This window comes from Nisaea denitrificans DSM 18348, assembly GCF_000426505.1.
Taxonomy (GTDB): Bacteria; Pseudomonadota; Alphaproteobacteria; order Thalassobaculales; family Thalassobaculaceae; genus Nisaea; species Nisaea denitrificans.
The window spans coordinates 1,689,086-1,713,658 of the sequence record NZ_AUFM01000011.1 but is presented as its reverse complement, the minus strand read 5'-3'; the positions used below and the strand labels follow the sequence as shown (position 1 = coordinate 1,713,658).

At 61.7% G+C, this 24,573-nt stretch carries 24 protein-coding genes; 7 read left to right on the top strand and 17 right to left on the bottom strand.

The features are described 5' to 3' along the window. Positions 1 to 151: 151 nt before the first annotated feature. The 7 genes from K328_RS0109035 to K328_RS0109005 all read right to left on the bottom strand — a co-directional run bounded on the left by K328_RS0109035 (position 152) and on the right by K328_RS0109005 (position 6,060). Complete coding sequence (locus K328_RS0109035) at positions 152 to 634, bottom strand: (2Fe-2S)-binding protein (protein ID WP_028465705.1); 483 nt, start codon at positions 632 to 634, stop codon at positions 152 to 154. Between the two features lie 4 nt (positions 635 to 638). Then, positions 639 to 1,508, bottom strand: coding sequence for an FAD binding domain-containing protein (locus K328_RS0109030; RefSeq protein WP_156901211.1), 870 nt, complete (start codon positions 1,506 to 1,508; stop codon positions 639 to 641). A gap of 180 nt (positions 1,509 to 1,688) precedes the next feature. Next, positions 1,689 to 3,395, bottom strand: coding sequence for a thiamine pyrophosphate-requiring protein (locus tag K328_RS0109025; protein ID WP_028465703.1), 1,707 nt, complete (start codon positions 3,393 to 3,395; stop codon positions 1,689 to 1,691). A 143-nt stretch (positions 3,396 to 3,538) separates the two neighbouring features. Beyond that, complete coding sequence (gene pcaG / locus K328_RS0109020; protein WP_036553274.1) at positions 3,539 to 4,153, bottom strand: protocatechuate 3,4-dioxygenase subunit alpha; 615 nt, start codon at positions 4,151 to 4,153, stop codon at positions 3,539 to 3,541. Further along, on the bottom strand, positions 4,153 to 4,896 hold the full coding sequence (gene pcaH / locus K328_RS0109015) for a protocatechuate 3,4-dioxygenase subunit beta (RefSeq protein WP_028465701.1): 744 nt from the start codon (positions 4,894 to 4,896) through the stop codon (positions 4,153 to 4,155). Before pcaH ends, pcaG begins: the two co-directional genes overlap by 1 nt. Continuing rightward, positions 4,893 to 5,273: a 4-carboxymuconolactone decarboxylase gene (gene pcaC / locus K328_RS0109010; RefSeq protein ID WP_028465700.1), complete on the bottom strand. Its 381-nt coding sequence runs from the start codon at positions 5,271 to 5,273 to the stop codon at positions 4,893 to 4,895. The genes pcaH and pcaC overlap by 4 nt, the downstream gene beginning before the upstream one ends. A gap of 43 nt (positions 5,274 to 5,316) precedes the next feature. After that, positions 5,317 to 6,060, bottom strand: coding sequence for a GntR family transcriptional regulator (locus K328_RS0109005; RefSeq protein ID WP_205620600.1), 744 nt, complete (start codon positions 6,058 to 6,060; stop codon positions 5,317 to 5,319). A 410-nt stretch (positions 6,061 to 6,470) separates the two neighbouring features. On the opposite strand from K328_RS0109005, the gene K328_RS0109000 reads away from it, so the two are divergent. Genes K328_RS0109000 through K328_RS0108985 form a run of 4 tightly spaced genes read left to right on the top strand, consistent with a single transcriptional unit; the run spans position 6,471 to position 11,591 of the window. Then, positions 6,471 to 8,585: an adenylate/guanylate cyclase domain-containing protein gene (locus K328_RS0109000; RefSeq protein ID WP_028465698.1), complete on the top strand. Its 2,115-nt coding sequence runs from the start codon at positions 6,471 to 6,473 to the stop codon at positions 8,583 to 8,585. Positions 8,586 to 8,588: 3 nt separating this feature from the next. Continuing rightward, a complete protein-coding gene (locus K328_RS25735) occupies positions 8,589 to 9,299 on the top strand; it encodes a methyltransferase domain-containing protein (protein ID WP_084608181.1) in 711 nt (236 codons plus the stop codon). Then, entirely contained in the window at positions 9,289 to 10,950 is a 1,662-nt protein-coding gene (locus K328_RS0108990; protein WP_028465697.1) for a transporter substrate-binding domain-containing protein, read from the top strand. Before K328_RS25735 ends, K328_RS0108990 begins: the two co-directional genes overlap by 11 nt. Then, positions 10,950 to 11,591: a hypothetical protein gene (locus tag K328_RS0108985; RefSeq protein ID WP_028465696.1), complete on the top strand. Its 642-nt coding sequence runs from the start codon at positions 10,950 to 10,952 to the stop codon at positions 11,589 to 11,591. The genes K328_RS0108990 and K328_RS0108985 overlap by 1 nt, the downstream gene beginning before the upstream one ends. Here K328_RS0108985 and K328_RS23200 read toward each other — a convergent pair. Further along, entirely contained in the window at positions 11,588 to 12,529 is a 942-nt protein-coding gene (locus tag K328_RS23200) for a LysR family transcriptional regulator (RefSeq protein ID WP_036553272.1), read from the bottom strand. The genes K328_RS0108985 and K328_RS23200 overlap by 4 nt on opposite strands. A 113-nt stretch (positions 12,530 to 12,642) precedes the next feature. Between K328_RS23200 and K328_RS0108975 the strand changes: the two genes are divergently transcribed. Beyond that, complete coding sequence (locus K328_RS0108975) at positions 12,643 to 13,260, top strand: FMN-dependent NADH-azoreductase (RefSeq protein WP_028465695.1); 618 nt, start codon at positions 12,643 to 12,645, stop codon at positions 13,258 to 13,260. 50 nt (positions 13,261 to 13,310) lie between these two features. Here K328_RS0108975 and K328_RS0108970 read toward each other — a convergent pair whose 3' ends face one another. The 9 genes from K328_RS0108970 to K328_RS0108930 form a co-directional block, all read right to left on the bottom strand. Beyond that, on the bottom strand, positions 13,311 to 14,270 hold the full coding sequence (locus K328_RS0108970) for an NAD(P)-dependent oxidoreductase (protein WP_084608179.1): 960 nt from the start codon (positions 14,268 to 14,270) through the stop codon (positions 13,311 to 13,313). Between the two features lie 128 nt (positions 14,271 to 14,398). Continuing rightward, positions 14,399 to 15,691, bottom strand: a complete 1,293-nt coding sequence (locus tag K328_RS23195) for an NAD(P)/FAD-dependent oxidoreductase (protein ID WP_051284673.1) — start codon at positions 15,689 to 15,691, stop codon at positions 14,399 to 14,401. A gap of 3 nt (positions 15,692 to 15,694) precedes the next feature. Next, entirely contained in the window at positions 15,695 to 16,456 is a 762-nt protein-coding gene (locus tag K328_RS23190) for a DUF1028 domain-containing protein (RefSeq protein ID WP_051284672.1), read from the bottom strand. Positions 16,457 to 16,496: 40 nt separating this feature from the next. Further along, the gene (locus K328_RS0108955) at positions 16,497 to 17,867 is read right to left on the bottom strand and encodes an amidohydrolase family protein (RefSeq protein WP_036553271.1); all 1,371 of its coding nucleotides are present in this window, start codon (positions 17,865 to 17,867) and stop codon (positions 16,497 to 16,499) included. Position 17,868: 1 nt separating this feature from the next. Beyond that, entirely contained in the window at positions 17,869 to 18,648 is a 780-nt protein-coding gene (locus K328_RS23185; RefSeq protein WP_036553270.1) for an ABC transporter permease, read from the bottom strand. After that, on the bottom strand, positions 18,648 to 19,490 hold the full coding sequence (locus tag K328_RS0108945; RefSeq protein ID WP_028465692.1) for an ABC transporter permease: 843 nt from the start codon (positions 19,488 to 19,490) through the stop codon (positions 18,648 to 18,650). The genes K328_RS23185 and K328_RS0108945 overlap by 1 nt, the downstream gene beginning before the upstream one ends. 78 nt (positions 19,491 to 19,568) lie before the next feature. Continuing rightward, positions 19,569 to 20,702, bottom strand: coding sequence for an extracellular solute-binding protein (locus K328_RS23180; RefSeq protein WP_036553269.1), 1,134 nt, complete (start codon positions 20,700 to 20,702; stop codon positions 19,569 to 19,571). Positions 20,703 to 20,753: 51 nt separating this feature from the next. Further along, complete coding sequence (locus tag K328_RS23175; protein WP_036553267.1) at positions 20,754 to 21,827, bottom strand: ABC transporter ATP-binding protein; 1,074 nt, start codon at positions 21,825 to 21,827, stop codon at positions 20,754 to 20,756. 116 nt (positions 21,828 to 21,943) lie between these two features. Next, positions 21,944 to 22,864, bottom strand: a complete 921-nt coding sequence (locus K328_RS0108930; RefSeq protein WP_028465691.1) for a LysR family transcriptional regulator — start codon at positions 22,862 to 22,864, stop codon at positions 21,944 to 21,946. Positions 22,865 to 22,965: 101 nt separating this feature from the next. Between K328_RS0108930 and K328_RS0108925 the strand changes: the two genes are divergently transcribed. Together K328_RS0108925 and K328_RS0108920 are read left to right on the top strand one after the other, a co-directional pair. Beyond that, positions 22,966 to 23,901, top strand: coding sequence for an N-carbamoyl-D-amino-acid hydrolase (locus tag K328_RS0108925; protein WP_028465690.1), 936 nt, complete (start codon positions 22,966 to 22,968; stop codon positions 23,899 to 23,901). Further along, complete coding sequence (locus K328_RS0108920) at positions 23,898 to 24,572, top strand: DUF1028 domain-containing protein (RefSeq protein WP_028465689.1); 675 nt, start codon at positions 23,898 to 23,900, stop codon at positions 24,570 to 24,572. The genes K328_RS0108925 and K328_RS0108920 overlap by 4 nt, the downstream gene beginning before the upstream one ends. The last annotated feature ends 1 nt before the right edge of the window (position 24,573 follow it).

Here is a 24,573-nt window from a genome sequence, read left to right as displayed (position 1 = left end):
CCTTGGACGATGGAATTAGAGCATGAGAGAGAGGGCAGCATTCGTCATGGGAACGACATTGCTGCGTCGCAAAATAAACATTCGGAATATGTTTGAAGACAGCCGCCGCGGAGCGCCGTTACGGGCCCGCGGCGGTCTTGCCAATAAGTCTTTATTCGGCGGCGCCGCGCAGGTCTGCGGCGGTTTCCAGAACGGCACGGACAATCTTGTCATAGCCGGTGCAACGGCAGAGATTACCGGCGAGCCAGTACCGCACTTCGGTCTCGCTCGGGTTAGGGTTCTTCTTCAGCAGGGCATCCGCCGCGACCAGAACGCCGGGGGTGCAGATGCCGCATTGCAGCGCAGCCGTTTCGAGGAACTTCTGCTGCAGCGGATGCAGCGCTTCGCCCTCTGACATACCCTCGATGGTGCGGATCTCATGACCCTCGGCCTCTGCTGCCAGCATCAGGCAGGAGCAGACCAGCCGGTCGTCCAGGGTGACGCTGCAGGCGCCGCAATCGCCGGAGCCGCAGCCTTCCTTGGAGCCGGTCATGCCGAGATTGTCCCGAAGCACGTCCAGCATGGTCTCGTAAGGCTCGCAGAGGAATTCCGTCGGCTCGCCATTGATGGTGGTGGTGATATGCATCTTGGCCATGTGCTCAGCCTCCCTTGGCGCGTTCGGCGGCGATGGCGGTGGTGCGTTTCAGCAGCACACCCGCGACTTTGGTGCGATAGGCAATGGTCCCGCGCTTGTCGTCGATCGGATTGCAGGCGGCGCTGCACGCGGCAGCGGCCTTGTCCAGCGAGGCATCGTCCAGCTTGGTCAGGACCAGGGCCTTGGCGGCATCTTCGACCAGCAGCACGGTCGGGGCGACGGCGCCGAGGCTGACACGGGCCGCGGTGCAGGTGTCGCCATCCATGGTCAGGCTGACAGCGCAACCGACGACGGCGATATCCATTTCCGTGCGCGGGATCATCCGCAGATAGGCGTCGCTGGAATGTGCGGGGCGAGGCGGCAATGTGAAGCTGACCAGAATTTCGCCGGGGGCGAGGCTGGTTTTGCCGGGGCCGGTCGGGACTTGTTCGACCGGTATATTGCGGCGTCCGTTCGGACCCTGAACCGTCGCGATCGCACCGGCAGCGACCAGGCCGGGAATGCTGTCGGCAGCAGGTGAGCCGTTGCAGAGGTTTCCTCCGGCGGAAGCGCGGCCCTGAACCTGTGTCGAGCCGATCAGGTTGAGGCCTTCAAGCACCCCGGGCCAGACCTTGCCGAATGTCGGGTGCTCTTCCAGAACGGCGCCGGACACGGCAGCGCCAATCCGGAAACCGCCCTCCGGCGTTTTCTCGATCACACTCAGTTCCGCGACTTTCTTGATGTCGACGATCAGGCCGGGCTTGACCATGCCCGCGCGCATCTGCACCAGCAGATCCGTACCGCCAGCCAGAATGCGGGCAGCGCCTTTCGCCGCAGCGTAAGCGCCGACCGCTTCATCCAGCGTCGACGGCGCTACATATTGGATATCTGTCATAAAGATTTTCCCAGCGTCGTTCCCCATTCCACACACCGGTTCCGCCACCACATTGGCCGGGAGCGATTTCTTCCGATACGTGAATTAGGGAAGGCTACACGGCGGGAGGGGCTCTGAACAACCCCGACGCGCGGGACCAGTCCTGTGCGAGGTGGGCAACAGTTGATGTCACCCGCAAATTCATGCGGCGACCTGCACGTCCAGCAGAACCTGCCGGCGCTCCTTCGTGGCGATGGAAATGGCGCGTTCCAGCGCGGCGGGCAACTCGTCACCCCGTTCGACCCGCTCGACATGCGCATTGCTGGCGCTGGCCGTCTGCCGGAAATCCGGGCTTGGCGTCAGAGCCGTCAGCGGTACCTCGTTCGACTTCGCGGCATGGCCGTCCGGATAGAGGCCGACGACCGATTGCCGGACGGCGCCCCATTCGTGGTTGTTGAGGATCAGCGTGATAACCGGCAATTCCAGTGCTTCGGCGATCTGGTGACAGACCGTCGGGTTCGAGAACATGTAAGAGCCGTCGCCCATGGTGGCGACCACAAGCCTGTCTGGATCGGCGAGCTGCGCCCCAAGGGCTGCAGGCAGCCCCCAGCCGAGACCGCCCGAATGGGGTTCCTGGAAGAAGGAGTTCAGCTCGCGGCGGCTGAGGAAGCCGAGCATGGTGCCGAGCTCCGAATAGACGGTGGACGTGCGACCTTCGAGTGCCTTGCCAAGGCAATGACTGACCCATTGCTTGGTCATGGGGCCGCTGTTTCCAGCTTCGGCGGTGCGCACCATATCCGCCCGGGTGGCGGAGGATGCTGCCGCTATCTGCTCCCGGCGGTCGCGGATTAGGGCCTGGTTTTTCGGTTGCGCGTCGAGCGCGGCGGCGAGTGCCGGGATGGTGTCCGCGCTCTCACCCGCAAGGGTTATGGCGGATTTGAAATTGCGTACGGGGAAGCGGGAGAAGATCGGATCGGGACCGAGATTGATGACGGTCGCATCGCTGCGCGGTTTGTGGATGTCCGGCTGCCAGGGGGCGAGACTGTCCAATATCAGGATGACGTCCGCCTCTTCGATCCATGTCGAGGGGTTCGGGCCGACATGGCAGTCGTGATCCGTCGGCAGCGCCAGCTCGACAGCCCAGTAGGAGCAGACCGGGATGGCCCAGTCCGAGACCATCTGTTGGAAACGGGCAAAGCTCGACGCATCGCCGGCGCCGCGTTGAGCAATGATCAGCGGCTTTTCTGCATTGGCCAGAGCCATCGCGGCCGCCTGCAGGCTGGAGGCTTCGGGCATGATCCGGGCAGGCGCCAGAGCCCCGTCGGCGGTCAGGCCGTCGGCAGAGATTGTCTCGCACAGGGCTTCCCGGGGCAGGGAGAGATAGGATGGGCCTTTCGGCGTCGAGTTCGAGATGGCGTAGGCTCGGTCCATCAGCTCGGTGATCTGTTCCGGATAGCGCAGTTCGAAATCCCACTTGCAGCATTCCCGGACCATGCCGGCCTGATCCCGCATTTCCTGGCCCCAGCCGATCGGCACGGTGCGGGCGCCGAACCGGCTGTGCTCGGTGATCGGTGTGCGGCCGGACATCAGCAGCATCGGCACATGGGCGCAGGCTGCGTTGATGGCGCCGGTGACGCCGTTCGACAGGCCGACATTGGTGTGCAGCATGACGGCGGGGCACTTGCCGGAGAGCTGGTAATAGCCGTGCGCCATGCTCATGGCCGCGTGCTCGTGCGGGATCGTCAGTGCCTGCGGCAGGGCGATGTCCTTTGCCTTAGCTTCGGCGAGGCCTTCGATGATCGGCGGGAAGTCTGTGCCCGAATTACAGAACACGTAATCGATGCCGAGCGCCTTCAGGCGCGTGAAGATGGCGCCGCCGGCGGTCATGGTTTCGCGCGAGCCTGACATTGTTCCTCCGGATATTATTCTGCTCTCGGTCTTTCGCCGAAATGCTGCTGTTCAGTGAAGTATTGATCGGAATGATCTGATTGACGACGGAAAGAGGGCGGGCAGAGTTTGCCCGCCTTCTTCAGGTTCACGTCGGTGCCAACTCAGACGTCGAAGAACACCGTCTCGTTCTCACCCTGCAGAATGATGTCGAACTTGTAGGCGCCGTCGCCGGTCTTCTGGGCGATCAGGGTCGGCACCCGGTTCTGGTGTTCTATCCGCGTCAGGATCGGGTCCTTGGCGTTGGCGTCGGCCTCGTCCGGGAAATACATCCGGGTCTGCAGGCCGATATTGATGCCGCGGGCGACCACCCAGAAGGTGATATGCGGTGCCATCATGCGGCCATCCGGGAACGGGACCGCGCCGGGCTTTATGGTCTCGAAAATCCACTCGCCGGTCCCGTAGTCGCCGGCCTTGCGGCCCCAGCCGGTGAAGTTCGGATCGGCCGTACCGCGATGTTCCTCCGGGCTGGGATAGAGCCCGTCCGCATCAGCCTGCCAGATCTCGATCATGGCATCCTTCAGCGGAGTACCGGTGCCGTCATAAACGGTACCGGAAACTTTGATCCGCTCTCCCTTGGTCTTCTCGTTGACCATGGCTGTCCCGAGATCCTCGGGATAGACGCCTTCGATGCCGCAGAAATTCGGCACGCAGCCGATATGGACATACGGACCGGCGGTCTGGCTCGGGCTTTCCTTCAGACGGTTGAGCGACTGCATCAGTTCCCCTCCAGCTTGTTTTCGAACAGGGTCGAGCGTTTGCCGCGCAGCACCATGTCGAATTTGTAGGCACGGGCATCCATCGGGATCGTGCTGTCCATGTCGAGCAGCGCGATCAGGCTTTCGATGCCGTCACTATGGGGCACCGTATCGACGATCGGGCATTTCCAGATCATCGGATCGCCCTCGAAATACATCTGCGTGATCAGCCGCTGGGCGAAACCCTGGCCGAACAGCGAGAAGTGAATATGGGCCGGGCGCCAGTCATTGCCCCGGTTCGGCCAGGGATAGGGGCCGGGCTGCACGGTCCGGAACTCGTAAGAGCCGTCCTCGCCGGTGATGCAGCGCCCGCAACCGCCGAAATTCGGATCCAGCGGGGCGATATAGCCTTCCTTGGCGTGCCGGTAGCGGCCACCGGCATTGGCTTGCCAGAACTCTACAAGCACGTTCGGCACGCCGCGTCCGCTTTCGTCCAGCACGCGGCCATAGACGATGATGCGTGGGCCGATGGCGCTCTCGCCCGACTTGGCGAAATTCAGGATCAGGTCATTATCCAGAGCGCCGATCATGTTGTGGCCGAAGACCGGACCGGTGATCTCGCTGAGGGTCTGCGGCATGGACAGCAGTGCCCGGCTCGGCGAGCGGGCGACCGAGGTCTTGTATTGCGGCGTCAGGGCTTCGGGCTGCCAGGCCCGGTCCCGGGCGAAGATCCCGCCGGCCGGCCTTTGGTTGCTAAGACTCATATCTCCACTCCCATCTCTCCATAAGTCTTCTTGATGATTTTCAGTGCGTGGTTTGCCGCGGGTACTCCGGCATAGACAGCGACATGCATCATCGCTTCCCGAAGGTCTTCAGGAGTTGCGCCGGTGTTCGCCGTGGCGCGGACATGCATGGCGACTTCGTCCCATTGGCCGAGCGCGGCCAGCAGGGCGAGGGTGATCATTGAGCGTTCGCGTTTTGTCAGCTTGTCGCTGGCCCAGACCGTGCCCCAGGCGCCTTCTGTGATGAAGCTCTGGAACGGCTCGTCGAATGCCGTCTTCGCCGCTTCGGCCCGGTCCACATGGGCATCGCCCAGCACCGAGCGGCGGATCTTCATGCCATTGTCAAAGCGTTCACTCATAGCGTCGTCTCTTCCCGATTTTGTGGTTTCTGTTTTTGTCTGTTCAGGCCGTCACCAGGGTGAGGGCGGGATAGCGGGCCTTGATCCGGTCGTCGTTCATGGCGACTTCGAGATTGCGCCGGGCAAGGCGGGCATGCTCGCGGGCAAGGGCCTCGGCCCGGCTGCCCTCGCGCAACTCAATGGCCTCCACGATGGCCCGGTGTTGAGATTGCGCCAGAACCAGAGAGCCATGAAACTCCGGCAGATCCCGTTGCACCATAAGGAGCGCGTTCGGGCTGGCGAAAGGCAGGGCGGTCAGCCGATCAAGCTCCCGTGCGATTACGGAACTGCCGCAGCTTTCCTTCACCAGCTCATGGAAGACTGCATTGCAGGCGGTAAAGGCTTCGTGATCGAGGTCTTCACCCGGGACCTGAAGCAGCGCATCGATCTCCGACAGCAGCGTCCTGAAGGACATGGACTGGGCCGGGGAAATGCCCCGCTCGGCAGCGAGGCGCGCGGCGGTGCCTTCAAGCACACCGCGCAGTTCGATGGCATCGAGAATATCGTCGGTCGCGAATTTGCGGACGGCGAAGCCGCCGGACGGAATGGCATCTACCGCGCCTTCCTGCTCAAGCCGGGCGAGTGCCGCGCGTACCGGGGTGCGGGAGAGTTGCAGCCGCTCTGCAATGGCTGGCTCGCTTAACCGGGCGCCGGGCTCGAAGACGCCCGAGAACAGAAGCTCTCTGATGCCGGAGAGTGCACGCTCCGACTGACTCTGCCCCCGTTCCTGACTCTCGCTTTCCATCATCGCCGGTTCCTGATTCGATCTGATGAGGGAGGATAGTATGTGCTGCAGGAAAAGATGTATACACAATGGAAATATAAAATCACGAAACATAACAAAAACAGGCATGTTTATGATCGGTTTTGTTTAAGGTGTATACATTACGGCTTCGTTAGTGGCGTTTGCGATGTTTGAAAGCTGGCGCGCTCGCACGTCTTCCTCTTGCTGAGGTGCGGCCTCGGTGCCGTGCGATCAATCCGGCTGAAGGCGCGCAAAAAATAAGGAAATTGAGCTGTTTGCTTGATGGACACACCCTCCAAAGGCTGTGCCTACTTTGACGCTCCGCAAGCATTCATAAATAGTCCTCGGCGATGAAAAACTATTCAACTATCATGTGTTAGATCGCATCGTTAGGTCGCCGTGTGAGCGCTGGAATGAGTCTCTCGACAAAGAATTTGCGACTGCGTCCGGTCATCCTGACGTTGTTCATCATACTGACGCTGCCGGTGTTCCTCACCATCGTGGCAGTGAACTACGTTTCGAATCAGGAAGCGGCGCATATCCATGCGGAGGAGCTGCTTTACCGGTTCAATAACGAGGCAATCGACAATATCGAGCAATTGTTCGAGCCCATTAAGTCGCTGATCCGCAGTGCGGCAGCGCTCGGCGGGGAGCAGCCGGAGTTTTACGAGGCGAACGGCTCGATTACCTATCTCCACAGCATCCTGCAGCACAGCGATGTCATCATCAGTGCCTATGTCGGGCTGGAAGACGGCTCGTTCCGGCAAGCCCGGCAGATCGATCCCGAAGTCGAGGTGCAAGGCAAGCTGCCGCCGACAGGGACGCGCTACGCCGACCGCTGGATCGGGCGCTCGTCCGGTGAGGTGCCAGTCGACCATTATGTTTTCCTCGATGCCGGCCGGAGTGAAATCGGCCGTTCCGAAAAAGGCACCTCCTACGATCCACGAGCCCGGCTCTGGTATGAAACCGCCCTGGCATCTGGCGGGATGTCCGTCAGCGATGTCGATGTTTTCGCCGTGCTGGACCTGGTTGGCTTCACCGTCGGCGCGCCCTTCTACGGGCAGGACGGCAACGTGCGCGGCGTTGCGGCTGCCGACATCACCCTGGACGGAATGTCGGATTATCTGGCCGCGAGCAATATCAGCTCGGGCACTGTCTCCTTCATCCTCGACCATCAGGGCGGTGTTATCGCCAATTCGCGGCAGGAAAAGACTTATGGCAGCCGGAATGGCCGCCCCGAGCTCATGCATGTGACGTCGCTCGGCGACGATCTGCCGGCTGTTGCCTTCAGCCTGCGACCGCGTGACCGCGAGGGGATGTATACGATTGAGCATCAGGGCCGGGAATATGTCGCGAGCCTGACGACATTTCCGGCATCTTTCGGCAAGGCGTGGCAACTGTTCGTCGTTACGCCGCTTTCTGATTTCACCAGCACGCTGGAGAAGCGGAACAGGCAGCTTTTCATATTCGGCCTGATCGCCATCCTGGTGCAGATCATCATCATCTACTTCCTGTCCGGGGTGATCTCGGCGCCGCTTGAGAGGCTCGCGGTCAAGGTGATGAAGATCAAGGACCTCGAGGTCGAGAGTCCGCTGTCGCTGCAGACCCCGATCCGGGAGGTCGCATTGCTCGGGCGCGCCATAGACACGCTCGATACAACGGTTAAATCCTTCGCATCCTTCGTGCCTGTCGATCTGGTGCGTCAGCTTCTCGACACGGACCAGAAGCTGGCGCTCGGCGGTTACAACAAGTTCCTCACGGTGTTCTTCTCCGATATCGAGGGGTTCTCGACCCTTTCGGAATCCACGCCGTCGAAACAACTCCTGCAGCGGGTCTCGACCTATCTCGAGGCCGTGACCCGGGCGACCAAGCTGGAAAGCGGCACCATCGACAAGTTCATCGGCGATGGGGTGATGGCGTTCTGGGGCGCCCCGAACAGGCTGGACGATCACGCCATGCACGCCTGTTTCGCGGCTCTCAGGATCCAGCATGAGATGGCGCGCCTGAATGCAGACTGGACTGCGCAGGGCATGCTGCCGCTGAACATCCGTATCGGCATTCACAGCGATGCGGTTCTGGTCGGCAATATCGGGTCCTCGGACCGGATGAACTATACGGTCATGGGGGACGGCGTGAACATCGCCGCCCGTCTTGAGGGCATCAACAAGGATTACGGAACGCGGATCTGTATCAGCCATACGGTATTCAAGGAGGCCGGTGACCGGCTGTGTGTCCGGCCAATCGACGAGGTTGCGGTCAAGGGGCGGCGCGGCAAGGTGCCGATCTATGAGCTGGTCGGTGCCTACGATCTTGAACCCGCCTTCGAGCCGGATGAGCGTCTTGTCCGGCTATGCAGCATGACACGCGATGCCTACGAGGCACTGGTCGCCGAGGAGCTGGATCTTGCGCTGGCACGCTACAGGGCGATCCTGGCCGAATATCCGGATGATACGGTGGCTGCGGAAATGGCACGCCGGCTCGCTTTGAGATTGGCAAAAGACGCAACACCCACAGAAATTTCAGATTGAGCAATGTCTGTATTACCAGAGATTACCGTTGCGCCTTCAGCGCTTCGACCGAGCGAGTATACGGCGGCCCTGATACATGCCCTGCATCTCAATATGGAGCGTGTCCGGGACGCGCACGCGCTGGAAATGGGGTCTGGAAGCGGTGTCGTTCTGGCAGCTCTGGCGCGTCTGGGGGCGGCCTCGCTTTGCGGCGTCGATGTTGAGCATGACGCGGTCGCTGCGGGGACCCTGTTGCTTCAGGATCTCGGGCACGGACAGCGCAGTCAGATCCATCGTGGTGACATGTGGCAGCCGGTCGCTGGCCAGCGCTTCGATCTGATCGCTGCCAACCTGCCGCATTTCGCCATGGAAGATCACGAGATCCCGGGGCGCCATACGACCTGGAGCGCGGGTGGGCCGGATGGCCGCAGGCTGCTTGATCCGTTTCTGGCTGGGCTGCGTGATCATCTGGGGGAAGGTGGCCGCGCGGTGCTGACCCATAATGGTTTCGTCGGCCTCGATGCATCGCGGGAGGCTGTCGCAGCACACGGGCTGACACTTCGTATCGTCAAGTCCGTGCTGGTGTCGATCGATCAGGATAAGCTCGCCCTGATGACTCCGTCCGTGCTGCGGGCAGAGGAAGGGAAATCGATCCATCGCTATGGGCCTTACGCATTCGCTGATATGCATATTGTTGAAATTGCTACCGAAGATCGGGATTCGCATGCCGGGTAAATGGCGTTTTCTGCTGCTCGTTGCCGGGCTGCTGGTAACGGGCGTTGCTCCGGCGCTAGCGGAGATGCCGGACGCGGCGCTCGGACGCTTACTCGATGAGGCCCGTGTTGAGGCTGAAACGCCCGGGGCGTGCGAGAAGCCCGACACCGACCGTCTCGTTCGTATCTTTTGTGACGGCAGGATCAGGGCGGGTGTCCGCGAAAAGTATCCGCTTTTCGGCACGCGCGAGGGCGATGAGCGTTTCGGATATGATGTGGACGTTGCCCGTGCCGTTGCAGCTAGGCTTGGTGTCGCGCCGGTATTCGTCAGGGTAAAGGCGGCAACCCGTATCGTCCTGCTTGATGAAGACAAGATCGACGTGGTTCTGGCGACCATGGGACACAACACCCAGCGAGACAGCCAGGCTCGTTTCATCCGCCCGCACTATTACCAGTCCGAGACCATTCTGGTCGGGCCGAAAGAGCTGCAGGTCGCGGGCTGGAAGGATATTGCCGGACGCAGCATTTGCGTGACGATAGGCAACGGCTCCAATGCCCAGATGATCTCGCATCAGGCCCGCCTCATGCTGTTCGAGGAGGCGGCGGTTCTCCCTGTTCGCCTTGCGGATGAGACATGCATGCTGGCAGCGCAGGACAACAGTTTCTTTGCTTCCTACTTCACCGATGAGGAATTTGCCCACCGCTTCGAGCCGAAGTTCGGTTTCGCGCAAGTACCCTGGGGCATGGGGGTGGCGCGCACCGGCAGTGACAGGCTGGCAGAGGTGCTCGACCTTATGAGCCAGACCTTTCACCGTACGGGCGTGTTCCTCGAAATAGGGCTGAAGAACACCATCGCGGCCGGCTTCCTGGAGCGTCAGAAAGAGGTTTGGGCCCGCCCGGAGTGCAATACTGCTGAAGGCAACACAGATTCGGCATGTGTTCTGCCGCCGCTCGATGCGGCACTGGAGCTAACGTCGTTCGTCGGAACTGTGGTTGCGGTGGAACAATGGATTGCAGATCGGACGGGGCTGTCGGTGTCCCTGCCGATGTTAAAGACTGTGCCCGCCTGGACGTTGTTCCAGAGAGGCATTTTCAATTCGCTTTATCTGGTCGTTGGCGCGCTGGGCGCGACGCTCTTCTTCGCCCTTCTCCTGGGAGCGCTGCAAAGCTCGGAAAATTCTATTGTCCAATGGGTCTTCAAGGCTCTCACCGTGATCCTGCAATCCTCGCCCGTGGTGTTGACTGTGGTCATCGCGGCAGCGGTGGCGCAGGAATTCTTCAGCTATTCGTCCGTGGTCGCGATTGGCGCTGCCATCGTGGCTCTGGGCCTGATGAATGGCAGTAACGCAGGGCAGGCCATTGGCGAGGCGATGCACACACTGCATGCGGAGAACGCGGGTAAGGATGTCGCCGAGACCAAGTTGTTCGGCCGTGCCGTAAGCCGCTCGGCGACCCAGATCGTCTCGTTCCTGATCAATGCCGCTAAGGGCACACCCGTCGCCGCCTTCATCGGCGCGCCGGAGTTGCTGAGTGCCCTGACGGATATCACCTCCTTCGCGAGCGGCAGGGCGACGACTTATACGATCCTGCTGATCTTCTACGTCCTCGTCGTCATGATCGTGGTCTGGCTTTGCGGCCGGTTGCGGGTGGCTCTGGAAAGGAGGCACGCGTAATGACCCAGTTTCCGGATCTCTACGAGTTTCTGCCGCAGTTGCTTGCCGGCATGGTGGTGAATTTCGAGATCGCCTTCATCGCGCTGGTCATCGGTCTCGCCCTCGGTGGATTGCTCTGCTTGCTTAGCCTCTCGGGCGGTGTTTTCAAGGTGATCGTCGCCGCTCTGGTCGGGGTGATGCGGGCGGCCCCAACCTTTGTCGTCATGTTCTTCCTGCTGAACGCGATCCCAAGTGGGACGGCGATCACCATCGGTGAGCTGAGCATCGGTCTGGCGCCGTCGCCGCTGATGGCGGTGGCTCTTTCTCTCGTGCCTTATTCCGCATCGTACGTGGTGGATAACGGCATCGAGGCGGTGATGCAGTTGCGCCGCGGATCGATGCTCGGAGCACTGCTGTTCCTGCCGAACATCACCCGCGCCTTCTTCGTGCTGGTGATGTCTTCCAGTACAGGGGCGGCTATCGGTGTGACCGAGGGGATTTCGGTTATCCTGCGCGCCACTGCTCCGATGACATCGCTTGCGGACAAGATGGTGCTGTTTGCCATCGGCATTCTGTGCTTCGGGCTAACCCTGCAGGCGGGCTTTTTCCTGATGCGGGTGCTGCAACGCCGGCTTGGCCGCAGAGCTGTGCCGGTCAGCTAAGCCGACGGGGCAAGCGGCTCTCCAGCGGCGTGCATGAGGCAGCGGTCCCAGTGCGGCTCGCCGCCGAAATACTCGACCAGGACATCGATCAACATGCGGACCTTGCCGGGAACATTCGCGCCCGGCGGCCGGATTACGTAAATCCCGAATTCCGGCGTCGGAAAGTCCGGCAGTACAGGCTCGACGGCGCCGCTCTCGATTGCGTCGGCCAGCATGAAGGTCGGGGCCGAAGTAATGCCCAGCCCTTCGATCGCCCAGGCGAGCAGCGCATCTCCATTGTCCGACCGCAACCTGCCTGACGGACGAACAGAAACCCATCTGCCGCCGCTTCGGAGTGTGAGATCCGGCTCGGCGCGGCCGGTATAGATCAGGCATTCGTGACTTGTCAGGTCGGCTGGCTTCTGTGGCCGGCCACGACGGTCGAGATAGTCCGGGCTGGCCACCAGAACGGAGCGTGCCGGACCGATCCGGCGGGCGATCAGGCTTGAGTCCTGCAATTTACCTATGCGTATGGCGGCATCGAACCGCTCGGCGATTAGATCAACCCTGCGGTCGCTGAAAGAAGCGTCGATCTCGAGTCGGGGATGGCGTTTTGCGAGCTCGGCGAGGACCGGCGCGACATGTCTGATGCCAAAGGATGTTGGTGCCGACAGACGCAGGCAGCCGACCACTTCACCGCCGTGCTGGGCGACGGCTTCCCGCGCATCGTCATATTCCGCGAGAATGCGCTCGCAGCGCATGGTGAATTCGAGTCCGGCCTCGGTCGGGCTGATCCCGCGCGTAGTGCGGCTGAGCAGCACGGTACCGAGATCCGCCTCGATGCGGGCGATGCGGCGGCTGACGATGGATTTGGATATTCCGAGATAGGTCGCTGCCCGGTTGAACCCCCCGTTTTTCACCACTTCGAGGAAGCAGCGCATGTCCTCGATTTCGATCATTTGAGTGTTCCTCCAGAAGCAACAGTTCGATCCTCTGGGCGCGTATTCCGGACCGCATGACGGATCACTACCTTACTGGAAACACCCTGACCAGCAGACATTGGATCCAGATCATGTCGACCATTCTCGTTCTCACCAGCAGCGCCCTCGGCGATGCCTCCACTTCCGGACTGCTTATTGATGAAGCGGTTGCAAAACTTCAGGCCCAAGATCCGGGCGCGACCGTCATCCGTCGAGATGTTGGCGGGTCTCCGCTACCGCATCTTACCGAAAACACCGTCGGGATCATTCGCGGCGCCGAGGCGACAAATGACGAGCAGGCGGCCGCGAAAAAGCTGGCTGCCGAACTTGTCGGTGAGTTGATTGCTGCCGATACCGTGCTGATCGGGGCGCCGATGTATAATTTCGGCATCACCTCGACCCTGAAGACATGGTTCGACCATGTGCTGCAGGCGGGTGTGACGTTCCGCTATACCGAGAACGGCCCGGAGGGCCTGTTGAGCGGCAAGCGGGCGATCGTCGTCGAGACCCGTGGTGGCCTCTACAGCGAGGGGCCGGCCCAGGTAATGGATGCGCAGGAGCCGCATCTGCGCGGCATGCTCGGTTTCATCGGGATTTCCGACGTGACCTTCGTCCGTGCCGAGAAGCTCGCCTTCGGTGACGAGGCCCGCGAAGAATCCCTGACCGGTGCCCGCAAGGCACTGGATGGCGCGTTCTCTGCTGCTGCGTGATTTGAAGTCAAGACAGCCGCCGGAGAGCTCCGGCGGCTGCTTTTGTTTATCTACTGCTTCAGGCGCGGCTTCTCGAGATTCGCGAGATCGCAATGCGCGTCCGCCATGGCTGAGAAGTCCTGTTTGCCGAAGCCCCGGGCGCGGGCAGCCGTGAACATCTCCCGCGCGGCGGCGGCCATCGGCATCGGTACTTTGGCGGCGTTCGCGGCCTGGATGATCAACGACAGATCCTTATGGGCGAGATCAATGGTGAAGCCCGGCGCGGTATCGCCTTTCAGCACCTTGTCCGGCCAGTTGACCTTGAGCTGACCGTTCACTGCCGTCGTGCCGTAGATCACGTCCAGAGTCCGTTCGAGATCAAGCCCGAAGCCCTGCGACAGGGCCAGCGCCTCGGCGTTGAACTGGCAGGACGCGACGGCGAGGAAGTTGTTCACGAGCTTCGTGCGGGTTCCGGTGCCCACTCCGCCGCAATGATAGACGGTGGTTCCCATGGCTTCGAGCATCGGCTTCACCCGCTCGAAATCTTCCGGCTCGGCACCGACCATGAAGAGGGATTCACCCCGGTCCGCATGCTGGGCGAGGCGCCCGACCGGTGCGTCGACAAAGCTCAGGCCCTTTGCCTTGGCGGCTGCCGCGAGTTCGTCTGTCGTCTCCGGATCGACCGTGCTCATGTCGAGGATGAGGGCGCCTTTCGGGGCGTTCGCGATAATCCCGTCCGGCCCGGCTACAACCTCACGCACAACGGGCGAGTCGGGCAGCATGGTCACGATCACCTCGGACTTGCTGGCGACTTCGGCGACGGTTGCTGCGCTCGACGCCTGCAGCAGTTCGAGCTCCTTCACCGCATCCTGATTGATGTCGTTGACGACCAGCCGGAAACCCTTGCGGCAAAGGTTGGACGCCATCGGGCGTCCCATGCGGCCAAGTCCGATAAAACCGACAGTCATTTGGTTTCTTCCTCCAAGAAGATGCCGAGACCGTGCGGCTGGTTCAGCCTTGCCGGTCTTCATGCATTTGATTGAGCGCGGCGGAGGGATCCGCCGGTATCGATGGGTGAAGAATTACCACGCCATGGGGCGGGCGGTCATTGGCCGGAAAGCGCAGGGCGTCATTCCGCCATGTCACGACCTGCGAGTGCTCAGGCGCGCTTCATCAGGTCCCGCTCGTCCCGCCATGCCCACCAGCGGGACATCAGGTCGGCCACTTTCCGGGAAAAGGGCTTGAAAGGGACCTTCTTGAAGGGAAGGTCGTCGAAGGCGGTCGCCGCATCCGCCTCGCCGAGGATCCGGCGGGACAGCTTCATGGCAAAGTAGAGGCTTCGGGTGACGCCAGAGCCGCAATAGCCGCCCGCGAGCCAGACGCCGTCCTCGAAACCGAGGTGAGGGGAGTGGTCCGGGGTATAGGCGACATCGCCGTACCAGACATGTGCGGCGCCGATGTTTTCAAGCTGCGGGAATACGCGGAGAGCAGCTGTCCGGATGGCGGCGGCGCGCACCTCCGGCGTGCAGCCCGGCTCTCCCATGCGGCCGCCGAAAATGAAGCGTTTTCCGTCCGGCGAAGGGCGGAACCACATGAAGATGCGAGCGGATTCGCCGAACATGCGGCTTTTCGGCGTCAGTTCGGCCATCAGATCCGCCGGAATTTCCTCGGTGGCGATGGCACCTGTCCGGATCTGCACCACGCGCTGGTGCATTGCATTGCTGCGGCGGTCGGCATAGCCGTTGGTCGCAACCAGAACGTCGCGGGCCTTTACCACTGTGTCTGTGCAGAAGATCTCCGTTTCCGTGCCGTCGCGGCGCATGCCCTTGACGGGCGTCGAGGGAAACAGCATCGCTCCGGCTTCGATTGCCTTCTCGGCCAGGGCATTGACGAGCTTGCGCGGGTGAATGCCCCCATCGCGGTGGTAGACCACGCCGCCATCGAAGAAATCCGTGCCGATCTCGGCGCGCTGGTTTTCCTTGCCGATCATCTCGAACGGCAGGCCAACGGCCTTGTTCAGCTTCTCGCATTCCCGCGCTGTCGCATCATAGCCAGCGACGCTGCGGGCGCCCCGGAAGCGGCCGGTCATTTGCAGATCGCAATCGAGCTTTTCTTCCGCGACGAAGCGTTCGAAATAGTCGAGCGCGTTCATGCCCTCCTGCATGATCGCATGGGCTTTCGTCTCGCCATACTGGGAGGTCAGACCGGCGATACCGAGCTGATGAAAGCTGGGGCCGACCATGCCGCCGTTGCGGGATGAGCAGCCATGGCCGATCTCTTCCGCGTCAAACACAGCGACGGAGCGGCCCGCCCGTGCCAGATGGATGGCTGCGGCAAGCCCGGTATATCCAGCGCCGACGATGGCCACGTCGACACGCTTCGGCAGCGTGCTTTCTGTTGTGGTCCGGGCCGGACTGGCGCTTGCGTTCCAGTAGATACTATTGCTTGCCATGGCTCAGTCCTTCACGGTCCAGCTATCCCGGTGCCTGGCGGTGGGGAACCTGTCCTCGAGACCCAACTCCGCGATCCGCTCGATGCTTGCCTCGAAAAGATTGCGCATGATGGGCATGGTTTCCGGCTCCAGCGCAACGCGGCGGATGGTGTCCTCGCGGCCCTGATAGGCCTCGTACAGGGTACGCAGATCGGCAACGGCGTCAGTACCGGATATATCGATCCGCAGATCGTAAGTGTCGATGCCGTGCTCTCCGGTAACACGCAGGGCCGCCGAGCGGAGCGGGCCGAGGATTTCGCCACCGCTGTCGCGTCCGGCTTCCAACGCCTTCATCAGCCGTTCGGCGAGCGGCAGGGAAGGATCGCGGGAGAAGGCGTCGGCCATCTTCTGGGTCACTTCCGGGTTGGCGAGGATATTACCGAGTGCGAGACAGTTTCGGCCGACCGTATGGGAGTAGATCGAATACATCCGGCGACCATGATAGGCGGCGGCCCGGCCATCGGAATCGAGCGCACCGATCTGGCGCCACTCGATATCGGCGGTGGAGGCGCAAACCTCCGAGACGACCGCATCCGCCGCAGCGCCCTTTGAAAGCAGAGAGATGCCGAGATCGCCGAGACGGCTGTCGGTCCGGTGCTGGGACAGCATGGCGCCGCGCCCGTGGGAGAGACGCACGCAGCGCGACCCGACGGCCAGGTCGGAGGTGGTGATGGCCGCGCCATAGCAGCCAGTGCGCTCGCAGCGTCCAATGATCGAAAAGGTCATGTAGTCCCCCTTGGCTCCCGCCGGGCGGGATTATTTTTTTTCAGGCCGGGTCGGTCGCCGGAAGCGGCACGCCCCTGTCTTCTGCTTCGAACCGCTGCCACATCGCCTCGGTCGCGTTCTGTGCTTCCGTCACGGCGGCCTTCTCGTCGACGGTCAGCAATTCCCTGTCCCGCATCAGGAACCGGCCGTCGACCATGGTATCGGTGACAAGTCCCGGGTGTCCGTAATGCACCAGATTGGAGATCGCGGAAAGCCGTGGCGTCATGGCGGGGGTCATCAGGTCGATCATGGCGAGATCGGCCTTCATGCCCGGCGCGATATGACCGATGCCCGGATGATCCAGCGCGCGGGCGGCATTCACGGTGGCGTAATTGTAGATATCGTTCGGCGTCGGCACGACCGAGCGGCCATAAGCGCCGCGATGCACGATCAGGCCGAGCTTCATGGCGTGGAACATGTCCTCGGTCATGTTGTCCGTGCCGAGCGCGATGTTCACACCGGATTCGAGGATCGCCTTGATCGGCAGGCTGTGCGGGCCCTTGGCGGACATAGAGGCCGGGCAATGGGCGAAATGGGTGCCGGTCTCGGCCAGGATCTGTACGTCCTGCTCTGTGCAGAAGGTCCAGTGCACGGCGAGCAGATCGTCGCCGAGGAAGTCGTTGCGCTGGAGATATTCCGTCGAGGTGCAGCCATGCAGGCTTTCGACCTGTTTCTTCTCGCTGATGATCTGGCTGAGATGCACTGTGCGGCGCAGGCCATGTTGCCCCGCGAGCTTCTTCAGCTCCGCCAGCATCCACGGGCTGCAATTGTCCGGTGCGTGAGCGGAGATCATCACCCGCACCCGGTCATCCTCGGTGCCATGGAAGCGCTCGATCAGATCGCGGGTGCGGCTAAGGAAGGTCTCGCCGAATTCCCGGTCGAACCGGTAGGTTCCGCTGCCGACCTCGGTAGTCACAGCGTCGGCGCAGCTTTCGGCGAGCCAGAGCCGCAGGCCGGTATCGACCATCGCTGGTGCGTAATCGGCCACGTGACGCAGCGGGTCGACGATGGTCGTGGTGCCGGAACGGATTGCCTCGGCGCAGGCGAGGCGGGCGATGGCGGCTCGTTCCTGCGGCTCCAGCAGATAGGAGGCTGGAACCATGTACTGGTAGACGAGGTTGCCCTCGATATCCTCGACCGTGCCCCGCAGCACAAGCAGCACCGCGTGGGTGTGGGCGTTTATCAGGCCGGGGGTGACCAGTCGGTCAGTCATGTCGACGGGTTCGAAATCCGCGAAGTCGGTGCCGTTCAGGCTGTCGGCTATGGCAGCGATCCGGCTGCCGTCGATGGCGATATGGCCCCGGCGGATTTCGAGCTTTCCATCCGCGCCATGGTGGACATAGCGGGCATCACGCAGCAGCAATCGGCTCATATCATGCGGTCTTCTTGCGCAGGGAAACGGCGGCAGTGGCAATCAGGGAAAGGACAACGAGGAAGGTGGCGACCGCCGCGATGGTCGGATCGATACTCTCCTGAATGCCTTCCCAGATCTGTTTCGGCAGCGTGTTTACAGTGCGGACGGTGAGGAACAAAACGCCGACGATTTCATCGAAGCTGACGATGAAGGCGAAGATGCCGCCGGTCAACATGCCGGGGCGGATAGCCGGAATGATCACCGAGATCACCGTTTGCCAGACCGAAGCGCCGAGGCTCCGCGCGGCCTGGGTAATGCGGCGGTCAAGATTGGCCAGCGCTGTGAAGACGGAGATCGAGACGTAGGGCAGCGCCAGCAGGGTGTGGGCCAGGATGACGCCGAAATAGGTGTCGATCAGATCGAGCTTTACCCAGAACCGGTAGAAGCCGAGGGACTGGACCACGGGCGGTACCAGAATCGGCACAATCAGGACCCAGCGGGCGATGGTCGAGGCCCGGCTGGAAATCAACCAGCAGCCGATGGAGAAGGCGGTGCCGAGGACGGTGGCGGCGATCGCCACCGCGACGCCGATCCAGATACTGGTCCAGGTCGCACCGAGCCATTCGGCAGAGCTGAAATAGTTCTCATAGTGCTGCAGGGAAAGATGCTCTTTCGGCAGGCCGATATAGCTGGTGTCGGTCAGCGAGATCGGAATGACCACGAGCAGCGGCAGCAGCAGAAACGCGAGGACGGCCCAGGCCCCTGTATTGAAGAAGATGCGGAACGGCGAGGTCTTCATCAGTTGCGCTCCAGCAGGGCCGACTTCAGGTTCACGAAGCGCGCCGCGATGAGCAGGACCAGGGCGGTCGCGACCAGCAGGGCCACCGAAAGCGCCGAGCCGAGGCCCCAGGCCAGGAATTCCTGGATCTGGTAGGTGATATATTCGGAGATCATCAGCACGCGGCCGCCGCCAAGCAGTGCCGGGGTGACGAAGAAGCCGAGCGAGAGCACGAAAACCAGCAGCGCGCCGGAAAACACGCCAGGCAGCGTCTGCGGAAAATAGACCGAGCGAAAGGCCGTCCATTCGCTGGCGCCGAGGCCGCGTGCCGCATCCGTATAGGAACGCGAAATGCCGCGCATGTTGGCCAGCATCGGCAGCACCGCGAAGGGCAGCATGACGTGAATCATGGCGATCAGTACGCCGAGTTCATTGTGCATCAGGCGCAGCGGGCTGGTGACCAGTCCGATATCACGCAGGGTGTCGTTTACCAGACCGGAACGGCCGAGCAGTATGATCCAGCTGAAGGAGCGGATCAGAACCGAAACCCAGAAGGGCAGCAGCACCAGCGCCATCATCAGGGGCGTCAGGCGGCTGACGAAGTTCGAGATCGCATAGGCGACAATATAGCCGAGCAGCAGGCAGCCGACGGTGGTGATGGCGGCGACGCGGAAGGTCAGGATGAAGCTGGTCTTGACCGCGTTCGACTCCGTCATCTTGACGTAGTTGCCGAAACCGGTGGCCGGTTCGGTGAATGAAATCTCCCAGATGCCCAGAACGGGCAGGATGTAGAAGATCACCATGATGGCCAGCGCGGGCAGCACTAGCATCCAATAGCGGATCTGGTCGTTCAGACGCGGCATGTCGGCTCCGGACGGGGAAGGGTCATAAAGGAACGGGGCGGCTCCTGGAGGGAGGCGCCGCCCCGCCCGCCGGACGGCTTAGTTGATAAGCGCGTCCACGTAGAGTTCTTCGGCCGAGATCTGGTTCTTCGCGTACCAGGTGTCGTTGTACATAATCTGGGTGGCCAGATTTTCCGGGCTCGACGGGTTCCATTTCTGCATCGAGTCAGGCACCAGGGCCGCAGCGGCGGGGTTGGCCGGACCGCATCCGATCATCTCAAGCCATTTGACCTGCAGTTCCGGCGTCTGGGCGTGGGCGATGAACTTCATCACCTCTTCCGTGCCGGCCGGGTTGCTCTTCGGGACAACCCAGATGCCCGGAGCGACGACGCCGCCATTGAAGGTGACGGTGAAGCTGCCTTCTTCCATCTGGTCTTTCAGCAGATGGGCGCGGGTTGACCAGATATTGCCGATCGAGACTTCTTCCTGCAGGAACAGGTTCTGGCTGTCGCTGCCGGAGCCCCAGACGATGACGTGCTCGCGGAGCTGACGGAAACGGTCGATGGAGGCCTTGATGCCGTCATCGGTGCCGAGGGCTTCGTAAACGTCCTTCGGAGCAACTCCCATGGACATCGTGGCGCTTTCCAGCATGCCGCGGACCGACTTGCGGAACGTCCGCATGCCCGGGAAGTCTTTGACGTTCCAAACATCTTCCCAGCTCTGCGGAACATTACCGCCGAGCAGTTTCGGGTTCGAGGCCAGCACGTAGGAATAGACGTAGTTGCCGACACCGTTGTTGTAGACGGCGCCGTCGAGCACCTTGGACTTGTCGACGATGCTGTAATCGATCGGCTGGGTGACACCAGCCTTCTCCAGGATCAGCGCCGAGCCGGCGCCGCTGTCGCAAAGATCCCAGACCACCGCGTTGCTTTCGACCATCGCGCGGATCTTGCCGGCGGACGGGCCGGCGCCGTCCACGGTGACCTTGATGCCGGTTTCCTTGGTGTAGGTATCGCACATGACTTCCTGAAGGATGTCCTTGGCTTTACCGCCCCAGTTCACGACGATGATTTCCGTCGTCGCGGCCATTGTCTTGCCGCTAAGCGCCGGCAGGATACCCAGCGCGCCCATTGCGGCGATGAAGCCGCGACGGGTTAGCAAACCCTGCTTGTAGCGCTCTACCGCGATCTCCGCGATATCGGCCTTGGCTTCAAAATCTGTTGTTTCGGTCATGTCTTTCTCCATTTCGATGACCCCCCTGTTTCTTGCTTTTGCGAGGCGTTGCTATTCAGCCTCGAGAATCACACAGGCATCCGCGTCCCAGCCGAAGCCGAGCTGGAGGCCAGGGTTGGGGTTGATGCCGGATTTCCAGGTCGGGCAGGAGACGAGGATCTGCCCCAGAACAGAATGGGTGAGGAGCACCTGGCAGCGTTCGCCGAGATAGCTCACCTGCTTCACCGTACCGGTCAGGAATTCCTTGCCGGGCTCCGTCAACCGGATCCGCTCTGGCCTGAGGGCGATTTCGGCACTGTTGCCGACGGTCCCCGAATGACCGGTTGCATCCACCGGGAAGGCCGCTTCGCCGGCGACGCATTCGAGATGATCGCCCTCGCGGCTCTTCACCTTGACGCTGAGGAAATTCGACTTGCCGAGGAAGTCCGCGACGAAACGGGTCCGCGGCTTGTTGTAGAGTGTGTCCGGGATGCCGGATTGCTGGATCTTGCCATCCTTCAGGATGACGATCCGATCGGACATGGAGAGGGCTTCGTCCTGGTCGTGGGTTACGTAGATGAAGGTGACGCCGAGTTGGTCGTGCAGGGCCTTCAGCTCCCACTGCAGGTCCGCGCGGAGTTTCTTGTCGAGCGCGGAGAGCGGCTCATCCAGCAACAGCACCTGAGGCTTGAAGGAAAGAGCACGGGCCAGGGCGATACGCTGCTGCTGCCCGCCGGAAAGCTGGCTCGGCATGCGGTCGGCATAAGCGCCCATCTGCACCAGTTCGAGGCATTCATCGACCCGTGCGCGGATCTCGCTCGCCGGGCGTTTGCGGATTTTCAGGGGGAAGCCGACATTCTGCCGCACAGTCATCGTCGGGAACAGGGCATAACCCTGGAAAACCATGCCGAAATCGCGGTGCTCCGGCGGCTCGTTCGTGATGTCGCGGCCGCGCAGGGAAACACTTCCCTCGGACAGGTCCGTGAAGCCGGCAATCGCGGTCAGGAGCGTCGTCTTTCCCGAGCCGGACGGGCCCAGCAGGGTCAGAAACTCACCCTCGGCGACATCCAGATCGACATGATCCAAAGCATGGACCGGTCCGTAGCGCTTGACCGAGTTTCGGATGGAAAGAATCGGATTGCTCATAGAGTGCAGGCGTCCCGTCTGTATGGGCGGCCGGGAGCGGTTCGGCCAGGATCGGGACGGAGCAGATCATGCGGGTCTAAAACCTGAAAATAATATTTTGCTCCTGTTTTATAATGTCAGTTTATAGGTGTTGGCTTGGTCGCTGGAATGTCGTGATTTTTCAGAAAGTCGCTGAAGAACCTCTGGAACTGGAGTGCCAGGTTCGATGTCGGGAACAGGTTGCAGGAAATGCAATGAAGGCTGAGGGGCAGGACGGGATGGGTCGGACGGGCCGAGAGCGTGGTGAGGTCCCGGCCGAACAAGGCAAAGCTGTCCACGAGGGCAACACCCAGCCCGGCGATTGCCATCTCCAGCGCGGTCGCAGTGTGTCGGACTTCACAGAAATAGCGCCGTTCCAGACCCTGTTTCGAGAAAACCGTGTCGATGATCTGGCCGAGCGGAGTGCCGGCTGCGTAGGAGATATGTTTCACGTGATTGAGGTCGGTGACGTTCACCCGTTCCGACAGGGCCATTTCATGATCGATCGGGCAGACGCACATCATCCGGCCTTCGGCAACTGGGCGGACGGACAGCATGGAATGGCGGGGCGGGGTGATGGAGAGGCCGAGATCGGCCCGCCCGCTGACCAGTTTCTCGATATTCTCGTCGATGCTTCCAAGCTCGATTGACAGCTTCAGCTTCGGCTTGTTCCTGACGAACTCGGCAATCACGCGCGGCAGGATCCCATGGCCGATCGATGGCGTGGCCACGAGATGGAGCCGGCCGACCGTGCCACCGCGCAATTCGTTGATGATGTTCTCAACGCGTTTCTGCTGCATGAAAAGATACTGCGCTTCTTGCGCAATATGCTGGGCCTCGCGGGTCGGTACCAGCCGGCCCCGTTCGCGCACGAAAAGAGGAAAGCCTACCAGATCCTCGGTGTGACGAATCATGTTGCTCACAGCCGGTTGGCTGACATTCAGGAGGTCCGCGGCCCGTGCCGTCGTGCCCACTTCGATGACGGTGCAGAGCACTTCGAGCTGGCGTGCATTGATCATGGCAATAATTTCACCTTATTAAGTCGCCTGCCAATTTTATTTCACGGTGATACTTCGCTCGTCTAGCACTTCATGTGTCGGAGCCGAAGAGGAGGGCTTTCATGAGCCGGAAAGAAGTATTCGCCGTCGCCCAAATGGGCCCTGTCCACCTTCATGACACGAAGGCCCAGGTGGTTGCGCGCCTTGTTGAAATGCTGCGCGAGGCCCACTCTCACGGCGCCCGCTGGGTCACCTTTCCGGAACTGGCCCTGACCACGTTTTTCCCGCGATACATCTATGACAACCCGGAAGAGTACGATGTCTTCTTCGAGGAGGGGTTGCCTTCACTGGCGATGCTGCCGCTGTTCGAGGAAGCCAAGGCACTCGGCATCGGCTTCTATCTCGGCTATGCGGAAAAGCTGGAAGAGGGCGGCCGGACCCGGCGCTTCAATACCTCTGTTCTCGTTGGTCCCGACGGTGCGATCCTCGGCAAATATCGCAAGATCCATCTTCCGGGCACGAAAGACCCGATCGGCGATCGCGAGTTCGAACATCTGGAGAAGCGCTATTTCGAGGTCGGCGACCTCGGGTTCCCGGCATTCAAGACCCCATCGGGCCGCTTCGGCATGTGCATCTGCAACGACCGGCGCTGGCCGGAGACTTTCCGCGTCATGGCACTGCGCGGGGCAGAGGTCTTCATGCTTGGCTACAACACACCGACGCGGAACATCCATCATCCGGAACCGGCACATCTGCGTGAATTCCATAACCGGCTCAGCCTGAAATCCGCCGCCTATCAGAACGGCGCCTGGGTCATGGCGGCGGCCAAATGCGGCTCCGAGGACGGTTTCGCGATGATCGGCGGTTCCGCCATCGTCGCGCCGACCGGTGAGGTCGTGGCCCGCGCCGTTTCCGAGGACGATGAGGTTATCGCCTATAACTGCGATCTCGACCTTGGCGCTTATATTCGCCGGTCCGTCTTCGATTTCGCACGGCATCGCCGGATCGAGCATTATGGGCCGATCACCGCGCAAACCGGCATTGAGGTGACGGAATGACCTTTTCTCTCGCAGGACGCTGCACGGAAACCGGCCGTATAGGGTTTGCCGTTGCCACTTCGTCCGTCTGTGTCGGTGCTCGTGTGGGCGCCATCGTCGACGGCTGTGTCGTCTTCTCTCAGGCGCGTACGGATCCGCGTCTGCACGCGGTCGGGATCGCGGCCTGGCAGAAGAGCAAAGATGCTGCCGAAACGCTGGCTGCCATGCGCGCGGCGGCGACGGCACCGCACTGGCGCCAGCTCGGCATCCTGACATCGACAGGAGCGCCGCTACATTATACCGGGGCATCCTGTCTCGATCATTGCGGTGGGTGTGAGGGGGCTAACAGTCTCGCGCTCGGCAATTTCCTCGGCTCTGCCGATGTCCTGCCCGAAATGGTCCGCGCCTTTGAAGAGGCAATGGGTCCGCTTGAGGAGCGTCTGCAGGCGGGTATGCTCGCTGGCGAGGCTGCCGGCAGCGAACGTGAACCGCTGCAATCGGCCGGGCTGAAGGTGCTCGGCGACGAAGGATTGATGGATGCGGACATCCGCGTCGATTTCTCGACCGATCCGCTGAAGGATCTCGGCGTTCTCTGGCGGGACTGGGCCCCTAAGGCTGCAGCCTATCGGCTCCGGGCGACTGATCCCGACGCGGCGCCGTCGTCGGCCGAAGTCGAGGGTCGCCAGGCGTAAC